The sequence below is a fragment of the Hymenobacter sp. M1-2 genome, from assembly GCF_057808495.1.
Genome location: NZ_JBTYZO010000045.1, coordinates 1 through 17,360 on the forward strand (window position 1 = coordinate 1; position 17,360 = coordinate 17,360).

The window sequence follows — 17,360 nt, forward strand, 5'->3', positions numbered from 1 at the left end:
CCTGGCTTTTGCGGACCTCTTCCGTTGTTAACTCACACCAAGCGTTTAAGTCCTGAATGGCCTGTAAGGAGCGGACGTCGCGTTCCAAATAGGTCTGAATATAGCTAGGGTAGAAATCAGCGGGAGCCAGGGCCGGATTACTCAGGCGAGGATAACCGCCACGTAAAAGCAATTCATTGATGTTAGGGGGAAGTTGCTGCGTGGCCGCCAACTCCGCGTAGCTTAGGGGTAGTAGGCGCAGAACAGCAGTGCGGCCCGCTAGTGTCTGGCCGATGCCTTCAAGCAGCAGAAAATTCTGGGAGCCAGTCAGTACGTAAGGAGCCCTAGGACTCGGCTGCCGATCTACCACTCCCTGCAAGTAAGAAAACAATTCAGGCACTCGCTGCACTTCATCAAAGATGGCACCGTTCGGATACGTAGCCAGGAAACGCCGAGGGTCCTGTTGGGCCAACAAGCGAACATCTGGGTCTTCTAGCAACACGTAAGGTAGATCAGGGAAAACAGCTCTTACTAAGGTTGATTTACCAGATTGCCGGGGTCCCGTTACGGTTAAAATAGGGAAGCCTCTGGCTAAAGATTCTAGCTTGGGCCTAAGGAAGCGAGGAAGCATACGTAGTGTAAATGTTTGTATGGACAAATATGCAATGCAAATGCACATTTGTCCATACTACCTTGATGTATAGGTTTCGGCAGCAATTGCAACAGTTGATAAGGGTTTCAGAAAGTCTTCTCGTGGCTATGTCACGAGCGATATTGTAGTGAGCATTGCGCAGTGCATTTGCCTCGAGTTTTATAGCGACTGGTTATCGGATGGAAAATTAAATTTGATCATAAACTTTACCAATTGGTAAATTTTGCTACCTTTGCTCCGTTCCCTACCGTAAACCCTTCTATCGTGGCTGGTCGGCTCAAAGAATTTGATGAGGAGAATGTTCTCAGTAAAGCGCAGGATCTCTTCTGGCGGCAGGGCTACGGCGCTACATCTACCGAGGAGTTGCTAGCAGCCATGGGTCTGCGCAAGGGCAGCCTTTACCATACTTTCGGTAGCAAGCGCGGAGTGTTTGTGCAAGCCACCAAGCAATTTGAGCGCGACTACCTGAAAACCTTACGGCAAGCGCTGAAGGAAAGCTCGGAACCACTGGCAGTTATTCGGCAGACTTTCCAGGCGCTAGCCGACCCTAGCCACGCGGAAGGAGTGGTGGCGAAGGGCTGCTATTTCGGTAATACCCTAGTGGAGATGGCAACACTAGACCCGGAGATGAAACAACTTGCGGCCCGAGCGTTGGCCGCCGTTGAGCAAGTATTTTACGAGGCGCTTAGCCAAGGCCAACAGGCTGGCAGTCTTCCTGAATCGATTGATGTCCGCGCCTTGGCTCGCTACCTTATCAACTTGTGGAATGGCCTCAATATCTCCCGTCGCATGTACGCCCCCCAGGACTTAATGCTCGTCATTCAAACCGGGCTGCAGGTATTAGACTAATTTTTTTGCCTCATAATTGACCAAATGTTTTAGAATATGCTCGTGCCATCATGCCGTCAGATAATGCCACGGGTGATGTGAAAAAAAGAACACTTTCTACTTGTGACTTCAGCCCTCAACTCCTCATCCTATGGCTAATTACGCCGCTTTGGCCTTTACGGAACCAGTCAAGCAATTACAACAGCGTTATGGTAGCCGTTCAGCTTACGCGCGGCAAGAAAACCACACTTATACTGCCGGACTCACGCAGTACGAAGTTGAGTTTCTGGCTGAACGTGACAGTTTCTACCTCGCCAGTATCGGCGAAAATGGCTACCCTTACGTGCAGCACCGAGGCGGGCCCAAAGGCTTCTTAACTGTGTTGGATGAGCACCGGCTAGGCTTTGTTGACTATACGGGTAACAAGCAGTACATCTCGATTGGCAATTTGCTCACGCACCCTCAGGTGTCTTTGCTGTTGATGGACTACCCCCGACGGACTCGACTGAAAATCTACGCGGAAGCCAGCATTGTGGAGCTAGGCGAGCAACCAGAACTGTTCGCGCGGCTTGATCCGACTGCTTACCCGCATCGACCTAAGCGAATGGTTGTGTTTGCTGTGCAAGCGTACGACTGGAACTGTCCTCAGCACATCACGCCCCGCTACACGGCTGAAGAAGTGACTACTGTTATGGCAGAGCAAACCGCCTATGTGCACCGCTTGGAGGCGGAACTGGCGCACTGGCGCCAACAAGCGAATTCCCTGGAGCAAACATCTCAGTGAGAACACAAGATCGGTTGCAGTTGACGCCTAATGAGGTTGCTGGCAGCCGAGCTTTTATTCGGACTTTCATTCTTCAACAACTCGTTTAGCTCATGTCCACTCCCCTTATTCCTCCCTTCACCGCTGAAACGGCGCGCGCCAAGGTGCAGGCGGCCGAAGATGCCTGGAATTCCCGCGACCCTGAGCGCGTGGCTTTGGCCTACACTGAAGATTCGGAGTGGCGCAACCGCAGCGAGTTTTTCCGGGGCCGCGAGGCCATCAAAGACTTTTTGCGGCGCAAGTGGGCGGCTGAACTGGACTATCGGCTCATGAAAGAACTGTGGGCCTTCACCGATAACCGCATTTCGGTCCGCTTTGAGTACGAATACCGGCCGGCGGATAATCCTACGCAGTGGATGCGGGCCCACGGCAACGAGCACTGGGAATTTGACGCCCAGGGTCTGATGCGCCGCCGCGACATGAGCGCCAACGACTACCCCATTCAGGAGCAAGAACGGCGCTACCGCTCGGCCTAACCTTCCACCATTCCTGGTTAATTGACTGCCTAAGGCAGCACTAAAACCGCCTGAGAAGGCGGGCAGGTTTACTTGTGCCTCAGCGCGGGAGTGCTACGTCTTCATAACACGCTATTTATCAAGATTATGACAAGAAAAAGCAATATGAAACACCTCGGAAAACCAGCTAGGCCAGGTGGCCTGGCTTTCTCATAAACCACTTTTCAACCCAATCCCATGCTGCACAAAACGGTTAAAATCGACAACCTCGACATCTTCTATCGCGAGGCGGGCAACCCGGCCCACCCCACCATTCTGCTCCTGCACGGATTCCCAACTTCCTCGCATATGTTCCGCGATTTGATGGTCGACCTTGAAAGCCGCTACCACCTTGTCGCCCCCGATTATCCTGGTTTCGGCAACTCTTCGTTTCCCGCCGCCAACCAGTTCGAGTATTCGTTTGAGTCGCTGTATGAGGTGGTAGTCAAGTTCATCAATGCCGTTGGGCTCGACCGGTTCTCGATCTATATCCAGGACTACGGGGCCCCGCTTGGTCTCAAACTCGCCTCCCGCCATCCCGACCGTATTGAGGCCATTATCAGTCAGTCCGGCAACGCGTATATGGAGGGCTTTACACCTTTCTGGGAGCCGCTATTTGCTTACGCTACCAACGCTGGTCCCGCCACCGAGCCGGGAGTGCGGGCATATCTGACACCGGAGGCCAACCAGTGGCAGTAGACCCACGGCACGCGCCACCCCGAAAGCATCGCTCCCGACGGCCACACCCTGGCCACGGCGAACATGGACCGCCCTGGCAACCGCGAGGTACAGCTCCAACTCTTTCACGATTATCGCCTGAACCTGGACGGATATCCTATTTTCCAGGAATATTTCCGAACTCATCAACCACCTACGTTGCTCGTATGGGGCAAGAATGACGAAATATTTGGTCCCGCGGGCGCCGAGGCTTTCAAAAAAGATCTGCCCGATGCAGAACTGCACCTGCTCGATACGGGACACTTCGCTTTAGAGGAAGACCACGCTCAAATTGCGGGCCTTATCGACACTTTCATGACCAAAAACGTGCCTCGTTAGGTATTAGCCGCGCAATGGCCGGTCCTGACCGGGGCCGGCCATTGCGCGAACCTATTGAGTTCTGACCGATGACTGCTTCCGAATCCGGATTTTTATTTGTTGCTGCGGTCGGGGCTAGTGCCCTCAATGCTGTAGCGGGTGGCGGTGGGTTTCTAGCATTCCCGGCCTTGGTGTTTACGCAAGTACCGCCGCTGTCAGCCAACGCCGTAACTGCCGTTTCGCTCTGGCCGGGCTCGTTGGCTAGCGTAGTCGCGAGTGCGAGCAAGATGGCCTGGCCCAGTCGGGAGGTGGGCTTGCTGCTGCTCGCTACCAGCGCGGGCTCCATAGCTGGTGCCGGGCTGATGTTGCGCACTCCACCCCAAGTGTTTCTACGTCTGGTGCCGTTTCTGCTGCTTGGAGCCACCGTGTTATTCGCCTTGAGCAAGCAGCTAGTGCGTCGTTCAACTGCCACGGCTACCAGCCCCGGCATCACAACCGAGGCCCTGCCACCGCTCTCGGCCGGTTTGCTAGTAAGTCAGCTGCTGATTGGGGTGTACGGTGGCTACTTCGGGGCCGGATTGGGTATCATGCTGCTTGCTGCTCTGGGTTTAGCGGGCATGCGCAACCTGCACAACATGAACGCTCTGAAAGTACAGATCGTGACTTGTAACAACACGGTGTCGGCTGGTATCTTCCTCTGCTCTGGCCTCGTGCTTTGGCCTCAGGCATTGGTCATGATGGCTGGTGCTATGCTTGGCGGGTGGGCCGGTGTCCGTTATGATCGTCGGGTGCCAGCAGAACGCCTGCGGGGGGGGATAGTGGCCGTGGCCTTAGCCATGAGCGTGTACTTCTTCTTCAAAACTTACTTTTAAGCCTCGTGATTGACACCCTAATAACTTTGTTTGAACGGGATCTAGCCAAGCTTCGTGAAGAAGTATTGGCCTACCCCGACGAGGCAGCGCTCTGGCGCGAAGCAGGCCACATCACCAATCCCGGCGGTACGCTGGCCCTGCATTTGGCGGGTGCGTTTCAGCACTTTATCGGCGTGGTGCTAGGCGATGGTGATTACGTGCGTAACCGGCCGTTGGAGTTTGCGGCCCGTGATGTGTCCCGGGCGGAGCTTCTAGCCCAAATAGAGGCTGCCCGGGCCGTTGTACGCCCTACGCTCTCGGCTCTGAACGAGGCCGATTTGGCCCGCGACTTTCCAGTGCGGATAGCTGACACTACCGTTTCGACTCAGTTTTTCCTATTACACCAAGCCACCCACCTCAACTATCACCTTGGTCAAATCAACTATCATCGTCGGCTGCTTGCTGGTCAAGCCGCAGCCACTGAGTAATTGGCAAGAGTAGCAAGCCTGAGCCAGTAGGCTCCGACTTTTACTAGGAAGGACCTGCCGCGCGAGATTCTCGGTGTGAGCTGGAAAGCAAGGTGTCCGGGGACTTATTTGCTGTTTTTGATGCCCAGCTTTTCCATTCTGGCTTCTAGGGTTGTGGGCTTTAAACCTGGTATTACCGCAGCTCCTCGGATGCCCCGGATTCGACCTTTGCACTTTCCGCGGCATCGCCGACCTTACGCTGCAAAAGTTGCATAGCTACTCGTGGCCGGGCAACATTCGAGAGCTGGAAAATCTCATCGAGCAGTCCGTCATTCTCAACGATGGCCGTCATCCGCTGACACTGAGCCGCCCCCTGACGACGGTTGCTGCTATGAGCCAGTTGGCTGAGTTCGACCCAACTTCAGAGTTGACGGGTACCGCCTTTCATTCTTCGTCGGGTATACCAGCAAGAATGAAGCAAAACTTGCAGGACCTGGAACGCACTTACATCCTGACCGTACTGAAGCAAACGCGCGGGCGTATTCGCGGCCAGGGAGGAGCCGCAGAACTGCTGGACATAAAGCCGACTACCTTGGAAGCAAAAATGAACAAACTTGGCATTAGAAAAGAGTTTAATGCTCTTAGTTGAGTGAACCACGGTTGCGAGGTGCTCACGGCAAACAGCCTAGTGTTGCTAGGCCGAGTATTCAGGAGCAACTTCATACAGGCGGTGCAAGCCTTTTTTGCCCTTGAGCGGGGCCAGGAAACCTTGGCGCACAACCAGGCTGTCGCCAGCGGCATCCACTACTGCCTGCGACACGAGAAAGTTGGTGCCGCATTCCTTGTTGGCGCTTTCTATGCGGGCTGCCACGTTCACGGCATCGCCAATGGTGGCGAGCTTGCGCAAACCCGGGCCCCCAATATGGCCCACCACCACGTCGCCGTAGTGCACTCCGATGCGCACGCGGAAACCGCGCTCATACATGTTTTGCAGATAAGGGTTGAGACGGTCAACGGCCCGCAGCATAGCCTGGCCCGCCGCAACGGCGTCAATTGCGGCCGTGTCGGGAGTTTCGAGCCCAAATACCACCATTAGCCCATCTCCGATGTAGTCGATGATCTGTCCATGGTGGCGGCGGACTTCTTCACCCATCAGCTCGAAGTAGCGGTTCAACACGTGAATCACGTCGTAGGGTGGCACCGCCTCGGCAAATGAGGTGTAGTCTTCGATGTCGGAGAAGAGAATGGCCAACTGCTTCTCCTCGCCTAGCTGCTGGTTGAACAGCGTTAATTCCTGGCGGGCGAGCTGCATGTCCAACTCGTCGAGCACCGGGCGGCGGAAGCGGACGGTGCCAGTAGCCACGGTGGTCTGGCACGCCAAGCGCATCGTTTCGGGCAAGTGAATGCGCTCCGCCAACTCCTGCTCCAGCGCGTTGCGGGGTGGTAGGTGCTCTAAGCCCTCCAGCACTAACACCCGGCAAGTGGAACAACGGGCTAGCCCCCCACAAGCGTGCACGTGCGGAATGCCATGCCGAAGGTCAGCGGCCAGAATCGTTTCTCCCGGCAGCATGTCGAAAAATTGGTTGTCGGGAAGAGCGCACAAAGAAGCCATAGAGCGAAATAAAGCGGGTTCTACATCAAACAAGCTGACGGATACCACTCGACAATATTCTAGCCTCGTCAGTATCCGTCAGCTCATAACCGCTTTCGGCAGGCTGTGGCTGCGCCTGAGCAGAATAAGAGCTTGTGACAGGCGCCAGGCCACAATGCCGCTACCACGAGAAAACTAGTCGAGGGAACGAAACTTACTCGTAGCGCAGGTATTCGACCAGCGCCTTGCTGACTTCGCCCCGGGCGTCTGGGTGTTCTTGAATGCCTTTGAGCAGCGCCGGGTAGTCTTGCTCGTACTGGGCCAGGATGGATACCAGTTGCTGCGGCTCGTAAGTGATGCGGGTAGGAGCGGTTTCGGCCCGTAGCACTTCATTGGGCAGAAAAGCCCACCAGTTTTTGCGCGCTACTTCCACCTTTAGGTCGGCCATGAGCTTGCCGATGCGGCGGAACTGCAGCACTTTGCCCGCCAGCAAGTTTTCCCGCGCTAGCAGCTTCGGATCCATCTGCACGTCTACTTTCAGCGTTTTGCGCACGGACGTTTCCTTGATATGGATTTCCACGGCCAATTGGTCGCCCGCGTACGTCCAGGTGCCGGCTTCCCCGCTGTTGCCGTACCGATACCGTTTGCCGTTCACGCGCACCGAGCGGGGAGGAAACTGGTGCAGAAGCCGGATGGTATAGCTGCGTTTGCGGGACATACCGTCGTACGACCCTTTCGTCGGCTCCACCCGCAGCACGACGCTGGAATCCTGCTGCTGGCTTTGAATTCGGGTTTTGGCAAAAGCGCCGTTTTGGTACGCGTCGGTGGTGCCATCATCTTCGTAGACTTCCGTGGAGCCGCTGCCCGGCACCACCGCCAGTACAAGGTGCGTCAAGTCGCCCTGTAGGTTGGGTATTTTGGGGTACATCGGGATGATGCTCCCGGCCTTGGCGTAGAGGGGAATTTCGTCGAGCGCGAAGGACCGGCGGATGGTTTGGCCACCGCTGACCATGCTGCCGGAATGCCATTCGTACCACTTGCCGTCCGGCAACCAAATTTCTTGGGTAGCAAGCTTGGTTTGCGCATCGGCCGGGTCACTGACTGGCGCCACCAGCAAATCATTGCCGAAGTAATATTGGTGCGGGGCTTGGTATGCCGCCTCTTGCTCTGGATGCTCGTAGTACATCGGCCGGCAGATGGAAACGCCTTCATCATAAGCTGTGCGCCCAGCCGTGTAGAGGTAGGGCGCCAGGCTGTAGCGCAGGTGAATGAGGTCCTTCATCGTGCGGAACTGCTCAGGATATTTCCAGAACCGCCGCTCAATGGACGATATCTTCGCGCTGTGCGTGCGCAGAATCGGGCTGAAAACGCCGAACTGCAACCACCGCACGTACAACTCCGCGTTGCTGTCGAGCTCACCCGACGCGTGGCCGCCGATATCGTGGCTCCAGTAGCCGTAGCCCACGTTGGAGGCAGTAGGAGTGAAGTAGGTCTGGTATTTCAGGGAACCCCAGTCGATTTTGTCGTCGCCCGAAAACCCGATTTGGTAACGGTGATTGCCCAAGCCACCCCAGCGGTGAAATAGCAGCGGCCGTTTCTCGCCCCGACGCTGCATATCGGTGAAGAAGGTGTGGTTTAGCCACCAGGTATGGCTCAAGCCCGGCACTATCTCGCTTGCCGGTTTCTGCTGCCAGTCCAGCCACCAGAAGTCCACGCCCTGCTGCTCCATTGGCTGCAATACCTGATCGAAGTAGGTGGTGGCCCACTTCTTTTCTTCCATCCGGTAGGGAATGTAGTGTTGGCCTGTGGTATCGGCGCCGTAGGCCTTGGCAAAGCGGCCATATTGCTCTTCCATGGGCGCGATGCCGGAAGCGGGGTGCAGGTTCAGGGCGGTTTTGAGTTGCTGCTCATCGGTCCAGCGCAGAAACTTGGCCGGGTCCGGGAAGTACGATTTGTTCCAGGTGTAGCCGGTCCAGCCCAACCAGTTACCGGTTTCGTCCATTTTGGGCTTGCCGGGCGTGGTGAGGCCGCCAAACGTCTCGTGCCAGTCCATGTCGATGATGAGCACGTCCAGCGGAATATCGTACTGCCGGAAGTCCTGCACTAGGCCGCGCAACTCGCTATCCGAGTACAGCCAGTAGCGGCTCCACCAGTAGCCCAGGGCAAAGCGTGGAATCATCGGAATCTTGCCCCCGATGGTTGTGTAGGCTTTGAGGGCGGCCTTGTAGTTGCGGCCGTAGCCAAAGAAATACCAGTCCTGCGCGGTGCTGTCCTTGCGAGTCGTGACCCAGTTCCAGTCCGAGTCATCGAATAGGAAATTCCGGGAGTCATCGAGCAAATGCCAGCCGCTCCGCGACAGCAAACCCTGCCCCAGATCCAGCGGTTTGCCTTCCCAGTTGCGGCCGGCGGTGAGGCCATCGAGGGTGCGAGCGGTGCCTTTCAAATTCAGGCTATCGACCATGCCGGGCCGCCACACTTGCTCCTGGCCCCTAACTTTGAAGCGGATTTCCAGATTGTCTGCTTTAAATGCAGCTCCTTGGTCATAGCGCAATACCAGCGAATCGGTTCGGATTTCAATCACGTTCCCAATTCTGACCGAGGTAAAAGGGGGCGGAGAGGTTTGCCGATTGACGATGGCAAAAGAAGCGTGATCCTCGAACTGCCCGCTGGTGCTCCATTCCAATCGAATCAACTGGGGCGTCAGCACAGTGAAGCGGGCATTTCCGGCCTGCACCACCGCGCGAGCATCGGCTTGCGGTACCACATTCTGCCCTTGCGCGGACAGGTTGAATAAGCCAGCTAGCACCACGCAAAAAAGGCGTCTGATGCCGGCCAAAGTGAACGAGTGAAACATAGGCATTGCCGCAAATGGAGCCGGCTTTATGAGCAAGCGTAGCAGAATCAGTGCGTTACCTGGTGCGAGAACACCGTGGCGTGGCAGTAATTCAATTTGTGGCAATCACGTTATTTTCTAGGAAGAAAGTATATAAACTTTAGGTAAGGCTATGCTATAAAGTATGCTCACGAAACAACCTAAAGGCATCATAAAAGATTGGTTGGTGACAAAAAGAACACGCCGCCTTCAAGCTGTGATATTCGTCAATCCAGAGGGAATTAGGCGGCTTGCAACTCGGCTTCGTAGTAGCAATCCCAGTACCCGTTATCAAGCTGGTAGACGTTGACGCGGTGCACTAAACCCGTGCGCTGGTGCCGCTTTTTCACCTGACCACGCCAAATGATGGTATGGGCTTGCGCGTTGGCAACGGGTTGCACCGGCTGGCCGAGGTTGTATGCGTAGGGGGCGGGCGTGAGGTCAGGAGCGGCTTCAGCGGGTGAGTCCGGGGCTTCTGGTGCCGTACTGTCGGCCGAAGATTCGTCTGCGACTCGGCACGCTTCTTCGTGCCAAGCTAATGGCTCGCCACAGCTGAGGCACAAAGAAGCATCAACGTCTTGATAGGCCGAAGCTGTGTCAGGGCTTGGAAGAGCTGGCGGAACAAATTCGTCAGTTTCTCCCGCCTGATAAGCGTCCAGCACAACTGTTTGCGGATTTTTTCTTTTGGCAGCCATACTCAACTAGCTAAAAATTTAAGCTAATTTAGGTAGCACTAATTATTTTGGCAAGCCAACTGGTTTCCAGCCGATACGAAACGGTGCAGATGGGATATTGCGGGCCGTATTTTAATTTACTACTTGCTCGCCACATTATACTTAGTGATTCGGAATAAAGGGTGGATTATCTATTAATCTAAATATAGGCTGTGAATTTGACCCAAGCTGCTTTCGAAAATATTGCGAATTGTTGAGATAAAATGAGGAGCTTGGCTATTTATTTTAGTTTTCATTACTATCTATGAATACTGAATGAAATACTTGTTTTGGCCTTGTGAGAGCTTGGTCTGCTGGCCGGTATTTAGCGCAATCCATGAAGTTACAGGACTTTTTATATGACATGAGTAAAATTACAGCTCCTAAAAAACCATTTGCTAAAATAGTTAGTATACTTGTTGTGTTCGTTTTTCTTTGTGCAACATGACCACTCTCGAATTAATTGAAGTTGGTACGCCAACTACTACTTGTTGGATTCCTGTATTTGCTTCTCTATTGCCCGCTGGTTTTCCTTCGCCGGCTTCCGATGAGCTAGAGGAGCTTTTTGATCTGAACCGTCTGCTTTTCCGCCACCCAGAAGCTACCTACCTCGTGCGCGTGTCGGGGGAGAGTATGACCAACGCCGAAATTCACGCCGGCGACCTGCTGGCCGTTGACAAGCACCTGGAGGCTGACCACAACCATATTGTAGTGGCCGTAGTGGAAGGCGAGTGCACGGTTAAGCGCCTCGTGCGCCGCGGCGGCAGCTGGTGGCTGCAGGCCGAGAATCCCGCCTATGCCGACTATGAAATCAAAGAACCCGACAACCTGCGGATTTGGGGTGTTGTCACCCACGTCGTGCATGAATTGATTCCCGGCAAGCTAACGGCGTTGCTGCGCAGTCGTGATTAGTGGCGGAAATAGGTTGCGTCAGATCATTAAGCCAGCTGAATAGACAAGCAACTAAACGGTGCTGATTGCCACTTCAGGAGCGGCCATGAACTGCTCAAAGAATTCGTCGCACCAGCGGCAGACGTTCTGCAATTCGGCCGTACGGGCGCGGGCGTGTTCTTCACTCACCCCCAGCGACTCGCCCATGTTCCAGGGCTGGCCTTGGTTGAGGCGCTGCATGATTTCCGACTTGGAAGCGCGTAACAGCACATCGGCTACTTTTTCGGTGCGCGCATCGCCCAGTGGAAAGCGGGTGCCGGGGCAGCAAGGGTTGATTTTCCAGAGCTGAATGCTGATTTCCTGCGGCAGCTCGGTGCCACCCAGAAAGCCTTTGGCCCCGGAGAGGATGCCGCAAAAGTTATGCGTGGGGTCCTTAAGCCACAGGTCGTTGTCGAAGGCGCGGCCGCGGGCCCAGTTGCCGCCCAGCCACATGTCGTCGGTGGCGCCCCAGTACCCCCAACTGAGGCGGTGGCTTTCTACCACGTAGCTTTCCTTGTCGATGAGCGGGTCATGGTCGTCGCCGTTGACGCCGCGACTCTCGAACAGATCGGCCAGCGCCATCAGGCGCGAACCCGCCAGCTTGTGAAATCGGTCGATGCTGGCGATGTCGAAGCGGGTGATGCCCTTGGCAATGAGATGGTCGAGGATGTCGGCGGTGAGCAGGTCTCCGTTGGTTTGCAGCATGATCTGGGTGCGGCCCTGGTATTTCTGCTGCAAGGCTTCCAAAATCAAATACAGCTTGGCCCGATCCGCCAATGGCTCGCCGCCGGATAGGATCAGTCGGTCTACTTGATCGGGCAGGTTACGAATAATGCGGAAGCAATCCTGGGCGCTGATTCGCTCTCCGCGCGGCCCAGAATTGTTGTAGCAGTGGGTGCACTGGTCATTGCACAACTGCGTGAACACCCAATACACCGATTCGCAGTGGTTGAAGTCGGTCTTCATGTTTTTAGTGCCTGGTTATTGGTGCTTAGTGCTTGGTTGTCGGTGCTTAGTGATTGGTTTTGGGTCGTGCTTTGATTAGACAAGCTAAGCACTAAGCACTAGACACTAGGCACCAACAACTAGGCACTATCAATGGAGCGCCAGAAGGCTAGCTCTTGGTGGATGGCCGTGCGCGCGTCATGTACAAACGCGGCCACGGAGGCAAAGCAGGTGAGTTGGCCTTGGTCAAGATAAGCCAGACGGGTGCCTACCGTTAGGGCTTCGCGGCTGTCGTGGGTAACAAAGACCGAGGTGATATGGTGCAGCCGGCTCACGCGCAAAAACAGCTGTTGCATGTCGGCGCGGGTCTGGGTGTCGAGGTTGCCGAACGGCTCGTCGAGCAGCAGCAGGCGCGGGCGGATAATGAGGGCCCGCCCAAACGACACGCGCTGCCGCTGCCCGCCCGAAAGCTGATGTGGTGCTTTGTGGGCGTGGTCGAGCAGGTCCAGCTCGGCGAGCATGGCTTCAACTTGCTGGTGTACTTCGGCGCGCGGCAGGCGACGAATGCGTAGGCCAAACGCCACGTTTTCAAACACTGTTAAGTGCGGGAACAACAAAGGCTCCTGGTAGAGATACACCATCTGCCGCTCGTTGGGCGGTATGGGCAGCAAGTTTTGGCCGTCGATTTCCAGTGTACCCGCGTCGGGCACTTCCAGGCCGGCCAGAATTTTCAGCAAGGTGGTTTTGCCGCCTCCCGAGCGGCCCAGCACGGCCAGCACCTCACTGGGCGCGAGCGTAAAGGACACGTCGCGCAACACGGTGGCCGAGCCAAAGCTCTTGGTAAGATGGGAAACAGTGAGCATGATTTACACGCGGGCCCCAGCGCCGTAGGCCGCCGCGTCGATGGTCATACGCTCGGCTTCGGGGCGCACGCCGCTGAGCCATTCGGTGAGCCGGTCCACGTAGTTGTCGAGGTGGGTGATTTGCTGGACGCCGTGCTCCACGAGCGGGTCGAGGGTGGTGACCAGCAGAGTACCACCATATTGGTGCGTTTGCCAGGTAATGATGTCGCCCTCCGCATTGGTTTGCAAGATGGTGGCCTCGGCCGGTATGCTGGTGTACACGCCGTGTGTGTGCCAGCAGGCTTGGCGCGGCGTGAGGCCCTGGTACACGGGGTGCGAATAGTCCGTGTGGGAAACGGGCGGGTTGGTGGGGTCCGTCACCCACCAGTGGTTATTGACGGGCCGGTCTTCCCACTGCGCAGCGAGCCAGGTGGCAGACGAGTCGCCTTCCACAAACACTTTTTTGCCGGCCCGCAGGAAGTTGTAAATGAGGGCCTTATTTGCGGCCAGCGCCGTTTGATTTGACTGAAAGGGTATCGCCAATGCTTCCAGACCCTGCACGGCGTTGGCGCTCAGGTCGTGCACGTAAAGCAGGCGGTACAGGTCGCGGTATTTGGGCGCCGTGGCTAGGGCATAGTGCGACCATACCCCGTTGAAAATCAAACCAATCTTAGACATAGGAGGTGGGTTGGAGGGTTAACAGCAAGTGCAGAAAGTTACGATACAGTGTCACCAAAGCGCTGTCAGACTGGCCAGCGAAAGTCACGTCGGCCAGAGGGGCGCTGGCGGTGAGCAGCATACGGCCGGGCGTGCTTTTTTCGTCGAGCACCACGATGGGGCGCTGCCAGGTATCGTGGAGTACGACGTCGGCGTTGGGCGCGGCCTGGATGTAGCCGCAGGCCCACCAGCCGCTCATGCCGTGGGAAAAGTTGAGTTCGTCCAGCGCCAAGCCCTGCAACAGACCGTGCCGGTCGGTGCCGGGGGAGTAGCGCACGTCCTGGGTGCGGCGGGAGTTGTCCATCACCCACTGGTTGCCGGGTATCCAGGCCGTAAACCAGCCGTCGGCGCATACCAAGGCTTTGCCCGCGCCGAGAAAGGCGCGCACCTTGTCTTTAATTTTGAGCATGGCCACGTGGTCGGAGCCGTTGGGCACCACCAGTAGGTCGTAGCCGCTCAGATCGGGATTGAAGTCGTGGGTAATCGGACACACGGTGTACCGCACTAAGTCGCCGGAGACAAACCACTTGTCCAGACCGACAATATTGTTGGAAATAAGCAGGGCTTGTAGCATTCGTTGGGTTATAGTTTTTGATGGATGGTTTTGGGCTGCTTTAGAGCTATTCGGTTTCAGTTGGGGAGGGTTGATTGCCGGATGACGAGGAAGCCAACAACCAAAAACCGCTCACCAAGAACTCATCAAGTGTTGCGCAACAACGCCGCCCGGTTGAGCCAGAGCAGCAGCAGTGGAGGGAGCATAAGCAGCAACGAAGCCAGGGCCGCAAGCTGCGTGTTGGCCTCCCCGACGTAGGTAAACACTTGGACTGTGAGTGTCCGCACTTTGCCGACACTGAGGAGGTTCGTAAGTCCAAAGTCGAACCAGGCCAGCAGAAATGTCTGCCAGAGCGCGGTACGCAGCAGCGGCCACGCTAGCGGCAGCAGCACCCAACGTAGCGCCTGGCCGGGGGTGCAACCCAAGGTGCGGGCCAACTGCGCGTAGTCGTCGGCTTGCTGGGTCCAGAAGCTACGCAGCAGCAGCGTAGCAAAGGGCCAGGCAACAAGTAACAGCCCTAGAAGTACGCCCCCAACGGAACCCGACAGGTGCAGGCGAATGATGAAGGGCTGAATCAGGGCGGCCAGCAATACTGGTGGCAGGGCGTAAGGCAAGTAGCTGGCGGCTTCCCAGCGCCGAGCCCACCCAGAGTGCGCCCCGGCCCCGGCTACTACAAAACCGCCAGCAGTAGCCACAATAGCTACGCTGCCAGCCAGTAGCAGACTGCGCCCGAGACCAGCCAGCAGGTCGTTGTCGGCGGCTACCAGGTTGCGGAGCGCGTCGAGGGAGTACGCCGGGGGAAGCACCGCCGGGAAGCGCCACGTGGGCGCCGAGGCTAGCAAGGCCAGCAGCAGAAACGGCAGGGCAAACAACCCCGCTAGCGTACCGACGAGCAGCTTAGCGCGCATGTTGAGGTTGGGTGAGGCGCACCACGCCGGCAATGAGAACCAGTAGTAGCATGGCCACCAGGAAACCGGCCAGATAGCCCGCCGGCAGCTCGCGCAAATCGAAGCGTTGCAGGCGCGAAGCAATGTGCACGGAAAGCATTTGCGGATACGGGCGACCCAGCAACAGCGGCAAGTCGTAGGCGCCGAGCGTAGCCACGGTGCTCAGCAATAGCGTAGGCGCAGCCCGGCGCAGCAGGATTGGCAGGGCCACGCGGCGGCGAAACTGCCCTATACTGGCTCCCAACGTGTGCGTCAGTTGCCGTAGCTCGTCGAGGCGGCTTTCTTGGTAGATGGCTTGAAGCAGCAAGGTGAGGAAGGGAAAAATCAGCAGGACGTGCGCCAGGATGATGCCGAGGCCCGCCTTGTCTTGCACCAGCTCGGGGAAGGCATCGAGGCCGCTGGTCAGCCCCAGCTGGAAGCACACGCGGGACAGCCAGCCCGCGCGGCTCAGCAGCTGAAACAGGTAGAAGCCCATCACCAGCGAAGGCAGCAGCAAAGGCACGTACAGCAGCCCGGGCAGCGGCCAGCGGCGCAACGTCGGTTGCGCCCCCAGCACGAGCCCGAGCGCGGCAGCCACCGACAACCCCACCGATGCCAAGGCAATCCAACTGCTGTAGAGCACGGCGCCCAGCAAACCCGTATCGGCGGGCAGGGCCTGCCAGTAGCGCGCAGTGAAACCAGCCGCCAGCGGCCCCACCAGCCCCACGCTACCCAGCAGGGCGTAGGCTAGCCCAGCCAGCGGCAGGCCCACCACCAGCAAGCCGTAACCCAGCAGCAGTAGTTTACTTGGCCGCAAGAGGTTGTCCTTCGATGACATAGGTGCGAAAATCCTTGAACAAGCGAGTCATGTACTCCGGGTCGGGCTCGGCCACGGCAAGCTGCTGGATGTCGGCTCGTTTGGGCGCGTAGCGGCGCGAGGGCAGCTGCTCGAACTGCTGCCGCTGCGTGGCGGGCAGAGCAGCCAGATTGAGCACGGTATGGTCGCCCCACACGTTCGGGTCCATTTTCTTGAGCTGCGCTTCGGGCGAGATGAGGAAGTTGACCACCAGCATGGCCGCCTCAGGGTGCCGGGCGTGGCGCACCACACCGAGGTAGTGCGAGTTTTGAATGGTGCCCGGCGCGGGCACGTAAGCGCGGGCCGTAGCCGGAAATACGCCCTGATTCACCTTGTTGTCGACCTCGGCGTCGTTGTTGGAGAACGTAAAGGCCAATTCCCCATTAGCGAAGAGCTGGTGCAGCGGCGCCAGCTGCTCGGGAAACGTCTGGCCCTGTTTCCAGAAGTAAGGCTTAGTCTGGTTGATGACCTTCCACAGCTCCCCCGACCATTTCTGGTAAGTGGCTTCATTGAACTTGCCCTGAAACAGCCGCGGGTCACCGGACAAGGCTATCATCCACGATTTGAGCAAGGTCATGCCCGTAAACTCGTTCGGGATGGTGAACTGCCCGGGGTGAGCTTTCAAGTAAGCAGGCAGCTCGGCAAAAGACTGCGGGGGATTAGGTACACGCTGCTGGTCGTAGATGAAAGCAAACTGCACGTTTCCCCAAGGACATTCCAGGCCCCCAACCGGCTGCTGAAAGTCGGTGTTAATGAACGGGTTTTGCAGGTCGAGCAGCTTGGCATTGGGCAGCTTATCTACAAAGGGACCAAGCAGCGCGTTTACCTGCCGGAGCTGGTAGAAGGTTTCACCATTAATCCACACCACATCGGCCTCGCTAGGCTGGCCTGCCTGCTGCTCAGCCACCAGCGTCTGCACCAAGCCGGCGCCCTGGCCCGCAGCTACTTGCAGGTCAATGCCGTAGCGGCGTTGTAGCTCAGGCTTCACGTAGCCATTCATGTAACGATTGATGAGCGGGTCGCCGAGCCACATGAGCATGCTCACTGGCTGGCCTTTGCCCTTGGCTTCGACTTGCGCCCAGCTCTGGGCCAGCACTTGCTGCGGCTCGCGGGGCTTATCGGCCGAATTGCAGCCGGTTAGCAACGCGAGGGTGGTGAAAAGCGAAAAGAGACGTTGTTTCATTGAGGGGTAAGTTCTAGGCTGATTTCCCTGCTTAGATGAGCAGGGAAACTAGCTAACCCAAGTTGCGAGGTAGTAGGCCTAGGTCAAAAAAGTCTGTTCCGCA

Annotated in this window: 20 protein-coding genes; 9 read left to right on the forward strand and 11 right to left on the reverse strand. The window is 56.9% G+C overall.

Annotated elements, in window-relative coordinates; translation table 11 throughout:
* Nucleotides 1-658: ATP-binding protein (locus ACYSMN_RS25050; protein WP_488926676.1), on the reverse strand; the 658-nt coding region annotated here is incomplete at its 3' end.
* Nucleotides 659-895: 237 nt separating this feature from the next.
* On the opposite strand from ACYSMN_RS25050, the gene ACYSMN_RS25055 reads away from it, so the two are divergent.
* The 8 genes from ACYSMN_RS25055 (at nt 896) to ACYSMN_RS25090 (ending at nt 5,778) form a co-directional block, all read left to right on the forward strand.
* Nucleotides 896-1,480, forward strand: a complete 585-nt coding sequence (locus ACYSMN_RS25055) for a TetR/AcrR family transcriptional regulator (RefSeq protein WP_488926677.1) — start codon at nt 896-898, stop codon at nt 1,478-1,480.
* Nucleotides 1,481-1,610: 130 nt separating this feature from the next.
* Complete coding sequence (locus tag ACYSMN_RS25060) at nt 1,611-2,243, forward strand: pyridoxamine 5'-phosphate oxidase family protein (RefSeq protein WP_488926678.1); 633 nt, start codon at nt 1,611-1,613, stop codon at nt 2,241-2,243.
* Nucleotides 2,244-2,335: 92 nt separating this feature from the next.
* Nucleotides 2,336-2,758, forward strand: a complete 423-nt coding sequence (locus ACYSMN_RS25065) for a nuclear transport factor 2 family protein (protein ID WP_488926679.1) — start codon at nt 2,336-2,338, stop codon at nt 2,756-2,758.
* A gap of 216 nt (nt 2,759-2,974) precedes the next feature.
* The gene (locus tag ACYSMN_RS25070) at nt 2,975-3,475 is read left to right on the forward strand and encodes an alpha/beta fold hydrolase (RefSeq protein ID WP_488926680.1); all 501 of its coding nucleotides are present in this window, start codon (nt 2,975-2,977) and stop codon (nt 3,473-3,475) included.
* Between the two features lie 63 nt (nt 3,476-3,538).
* Nucleotides 3,539-3,832: an alpha/beta fold hydrolase gene (locus ACYSMN_RS25075; protein ID WP_488926681.1), complete on the forward strand. Its 294-nt coding sequence runs from the start codon at nt 3,539-3,541 to the stop codon at nt 3,830-3,832.
* Between the two features lie 68 nt (nt 3,833-3,900).
* Complete coding sequence (locus ACYSMN_RS25080) at nt 3,901-4,683, forward strand: sulfite exporter TauE/SafE family protein (protein WP_488926682.1); 783 nt, start codon at nt 3,901-3,903, stop codon at nt 4,681-4,683.
* Between the two features lie 5 nt (nt 4,684-4,688).
* Nucleotides 4,689-5,150: a DinB family protein gene (locus ACYSMN_RS25085; protein WP_488926683.1), complete on the forward strand. Its 462-nt coding sequence runs from the start codon at nt 4,689-4,691 to the stop codon at nt 5,148-5,150.
* A gap of 151 nt (nt 5,151-5,301) precedes the next feature.
* A complete protein-coding gene (locus tag ACYSMN_RS25090; protein ID WP_488926684.1) occupies nt 5,302-5,778 on the forward strand; it encodes an AAA-type ATPase lid domain-containing protein in 477 nt (158 codons plus the stop codon).
* A gap of 45 nt (nt 5,779-5,823) precedes the next feature.
* Here the strand turns inward: ACYSMN_RS25090 and ACYSMN_RS25095 are convergent, their stop codons facing one another.
* The 3 genes from ACYSMN_RS25095 to ACYSMN_RS25105 form a co-directional block, all read right to left on the reverse strand.
* Entirely contained in the window at nt 5,824-6,741 is a 918-nt protein-coding gene (locus tag ACYSMN_RS25095) for an adenylate/guanylate cyclase domain-containing protein (RefSeq protein ID WP_488926685.1), read from the reverse strand.
* 193 nt (nt 6,742-6,934) lie between these two features.
* Nucleotides 6,935-9,574, reverse strand: a complete 2,640-nt coding sequence (locus ACYSMN_RS25100; RefSeq protein WP_488926686.1) for a glycoside hydrolase family 31 protein — start codon at nt 9,572-9,574, stop codon at nt 6,935-6,937.
* Between the two features lie 260 nt (nt 9,575-9,834).
* A complete protein-coding gene (locus tag ACYSMN_RS25105) occupies nt 9,835-10,287 on the reverse strand; it encodes a hypothetical protein (protein WP_488926687.1) in 453 nt (150 codons plus the stop codon).
* A 462-nt stretch (nt 10,288-10,749) separates the two neighbouring features.
* On the opposite strand from ACYSMN_RS25105, the gene ACYSMN_RS25110 reads away from it, so the two are divergent.
* Nucleotides 10,750-11,217, forward strand: a complete 468-nt coding sequence (locus ACYSMN_RS25110) for a LexA family protein (RefSeq protein ID WP_488926688.1) — start codon at nt 10,750-10,752, stop codon at nt 11,215-11,217.
* A gap of 51 nt (nt 11,218-11,268) precedes the next feature.
* On the opposite strand, the gene ACYSMN_RS25115 is transcribed toward ACYSMN_RS25110, so the two are convergent.
* The 7 genes from ACYSMN_RS25115 to ACYSMN_RS25145 form a co-directional block, all read right to left on the reverse strand.
* Nucleotides 11,269-12,201: a radical SAM protein gene (locus tag ACYSMN_RS25115; RefSeq protein WP_488926689.1), complete on the reverse strand. Its 933-nt coding sequence runs from the start codon at nt 12,199-12,201 to the stop codon at nt 11,269-11,271.
* A 119-nt stretch (nt 12,202-12,320) separates the two neighbouring features.
* Nucleotides 12,321-13,043, reverse strand: a complete 723-nt coding sequence (locus ACYSMN_RS25120; protein ID WP_488926690.1) for an ABC transporter ATP-binding protein — start codon at nt 13,041-13,043, stop codon at nt 12,321-12,323.
* Nucleotides 13,044-13,046: 3 nt separating this feature from the next.
* Complete coding sequence (locus tag ACYSMN_RS25125) at nt 13,047-13,700, reverse strand: hypothetical protein (protein WP_488926691.1); 654 nt, start codon at nt 13,698-13,700, stop codon at nt 13,047-13,049.
* The gene (locus ACYSMN_RS25130) at nt 13,693-14,313 is read right to left on the reverse strand and encodes a hypothetical protein (protein WP_488926692.1); all 621 of its coding nucleotides are present in this window, start codon (nt 14,311-14,313) and stop codon (nt 13,693-13,695) included. The genes ACYSMN_RS25125 and ACYSMN_RS25130 overlap by 8 nt, the downstream gene beginning before the upstream one ends.
* A gap of 125 nt (nt 14,314-14,438) precedes the next feature.
* A complete protein-coding gene (locus ACYSMN_RS25135) occupies nt 14,439-15,200 on the reverse strand; it encodes an ABC transporter permease (protein ID WP_488926693.1) in 762 nt (253 codons plus the stop codon).
* Nucleotides 15,190-16,035, reverse strand: coding sequence for an ABC transporter permease subunit (locus ACYSMN_RS25140; protein ID WP_488926694.1), 846 nt, complete (start codon nt 16,033-16,035; stop codon nt 15,190-15,192). Before ACYSMN_RS25140 ends, ACYSMN_RS25135 begins: the two co-directional genes overlap by 11 nt.
* Nucleotides 16,022-17,257 (reverse strand): ABC transporter substrate-binding protein, encoded by a 1,236-nt coding sequence (locus ACYSMN_RS25145; RefSeq protein WP_488926695.1) that lies wholly within the window; start codon nt 17,255-17,257, stop codon nt 16,022-16,024. Before ACYSMN_RS25145 ends, ACYSMN_RS25140 begins: the two co-directional genes overlap by 14 nt.
* Nucleotides 17,258-17,360: the final 103 nt, after the last annotated feature.

What these genes read in the sequence shown, in the direction of transcription:
- ACYSMN_RS25120 (WP_488926690.1), bottom strand. Translation starts at nt 13,043, where the DNA reads ATGCTCACTGTTTCCCATCTTACCAAGAGCTTTGGCTCGGCCACCGTG.
- ACYSMN_RS25115 (WP_488926689.1), bottom strand. Translation starts at nt 12,201, where the DNA reads ATGAAGACCGACTTCAACCACTGCGAATCGGTGTATTGGGTGTTCACG.
- ACYSMN_RS25125 (WP_488926691.1), bottom strand. Translation starts at nt 13,700, where the DNA reads ATGTCTAAGATTGGTTTGATTTTCAACGGGGTATGGTCGCACTATGCC.
- ACYSMN_RS25065 (WP_488926679.1), top strand. Translation starts at nt 2,336, where the DNA reads ATGTCCACTCCCCTTATTCCTCCCTTCACCGCTGAAACGGCGCGCGCC.
- ACYSMN_RS25075 (WP_488926681.1), top strand. Translation starts at nt 3,539, where the DNA reads ATGGACCGCCCTGGCAACCGCGAGGTACAGCTCCAACTCTTTCACGAT.
- ACYSMN_RS25070 (WP_488926680.1), top strand. Translation starts at nt 2,975, where the DNA reads ATGCTGCACAAAACGGTTAAAATCGACAACCTCGACATCTTCTATCGC.
- ACYSMN_RS25080 (WP_488926682.1), top strand. Translation starts at nt 3,901, where the DNA reads ATGACTGCTTCCGAATCCGGATTTTTATTTGTTGCTGCGGTCGGGGCT.
- ACYSMN_RS25135 (WP_488926693.1), bottom strand. Translation starts at nt 15,200, where the DNA reads ATGCGCGCTAAGCTGCTCGTCGGTACGCTAGCGGGGTTGTTTGCCCTG.
- ACYSMN_RS25130 (WP_488926692.1), bottom strand. Translation starts at nt 14,313, where the DNA reads ATGCTACAAGCCCTGCTTATTTCCAACAATATTGTCGGTCTGGACAAG.
- ACYSMN_RS25095 (WP_488926685.1), bottom strand. Translation starts at nt 6,741, where the DNA reads ATGGCTTCTTTGTGCGCTCTTCCCGACAACCAATTTTTCGACATGCTG.
- ACYSMN_RS25100 (WP_488926686.1), bottom strand. Translation starts at nt 9,574, where the DNA reads ATGTTTCACTCGTTCACTTTGGCCGGCATCAGACGCCTTTTTTGCGTG.
- ACYSMN_RS25110 (WP_488926688.1), top strand. Translation starts at nt 10,750, where the DNA reads ATGACCACTCTCGAATTAATTGAAGTTGGTACGCCAACTACTACTTGT.
- ACYSMN_RS25105 (WP_488926687.1), bottom strand. Translation starts at nt 10,287, where the DNA reads ATGGCTGCCAAAAGAAAAAATCCGCAAACAGTTGTGCTGGACGCTTAT.
- ACYSMN_RS25145 (WP_488926695.1), bottom strand. Translation starts at nt 17,257, where the DNA reads ATGAAACAACGTCTCTTTTCGCTTTTCACCACCCTCGCGTTGCTAACC.
- ACYSMN_RS25060 (WP_488926678.1), top strand. Translation starts at nt 1,611, where the DNA reads ATGGCTAATTACGCCGCTTTGGCCTTTACGGAACCAGTCAAGCAATTA.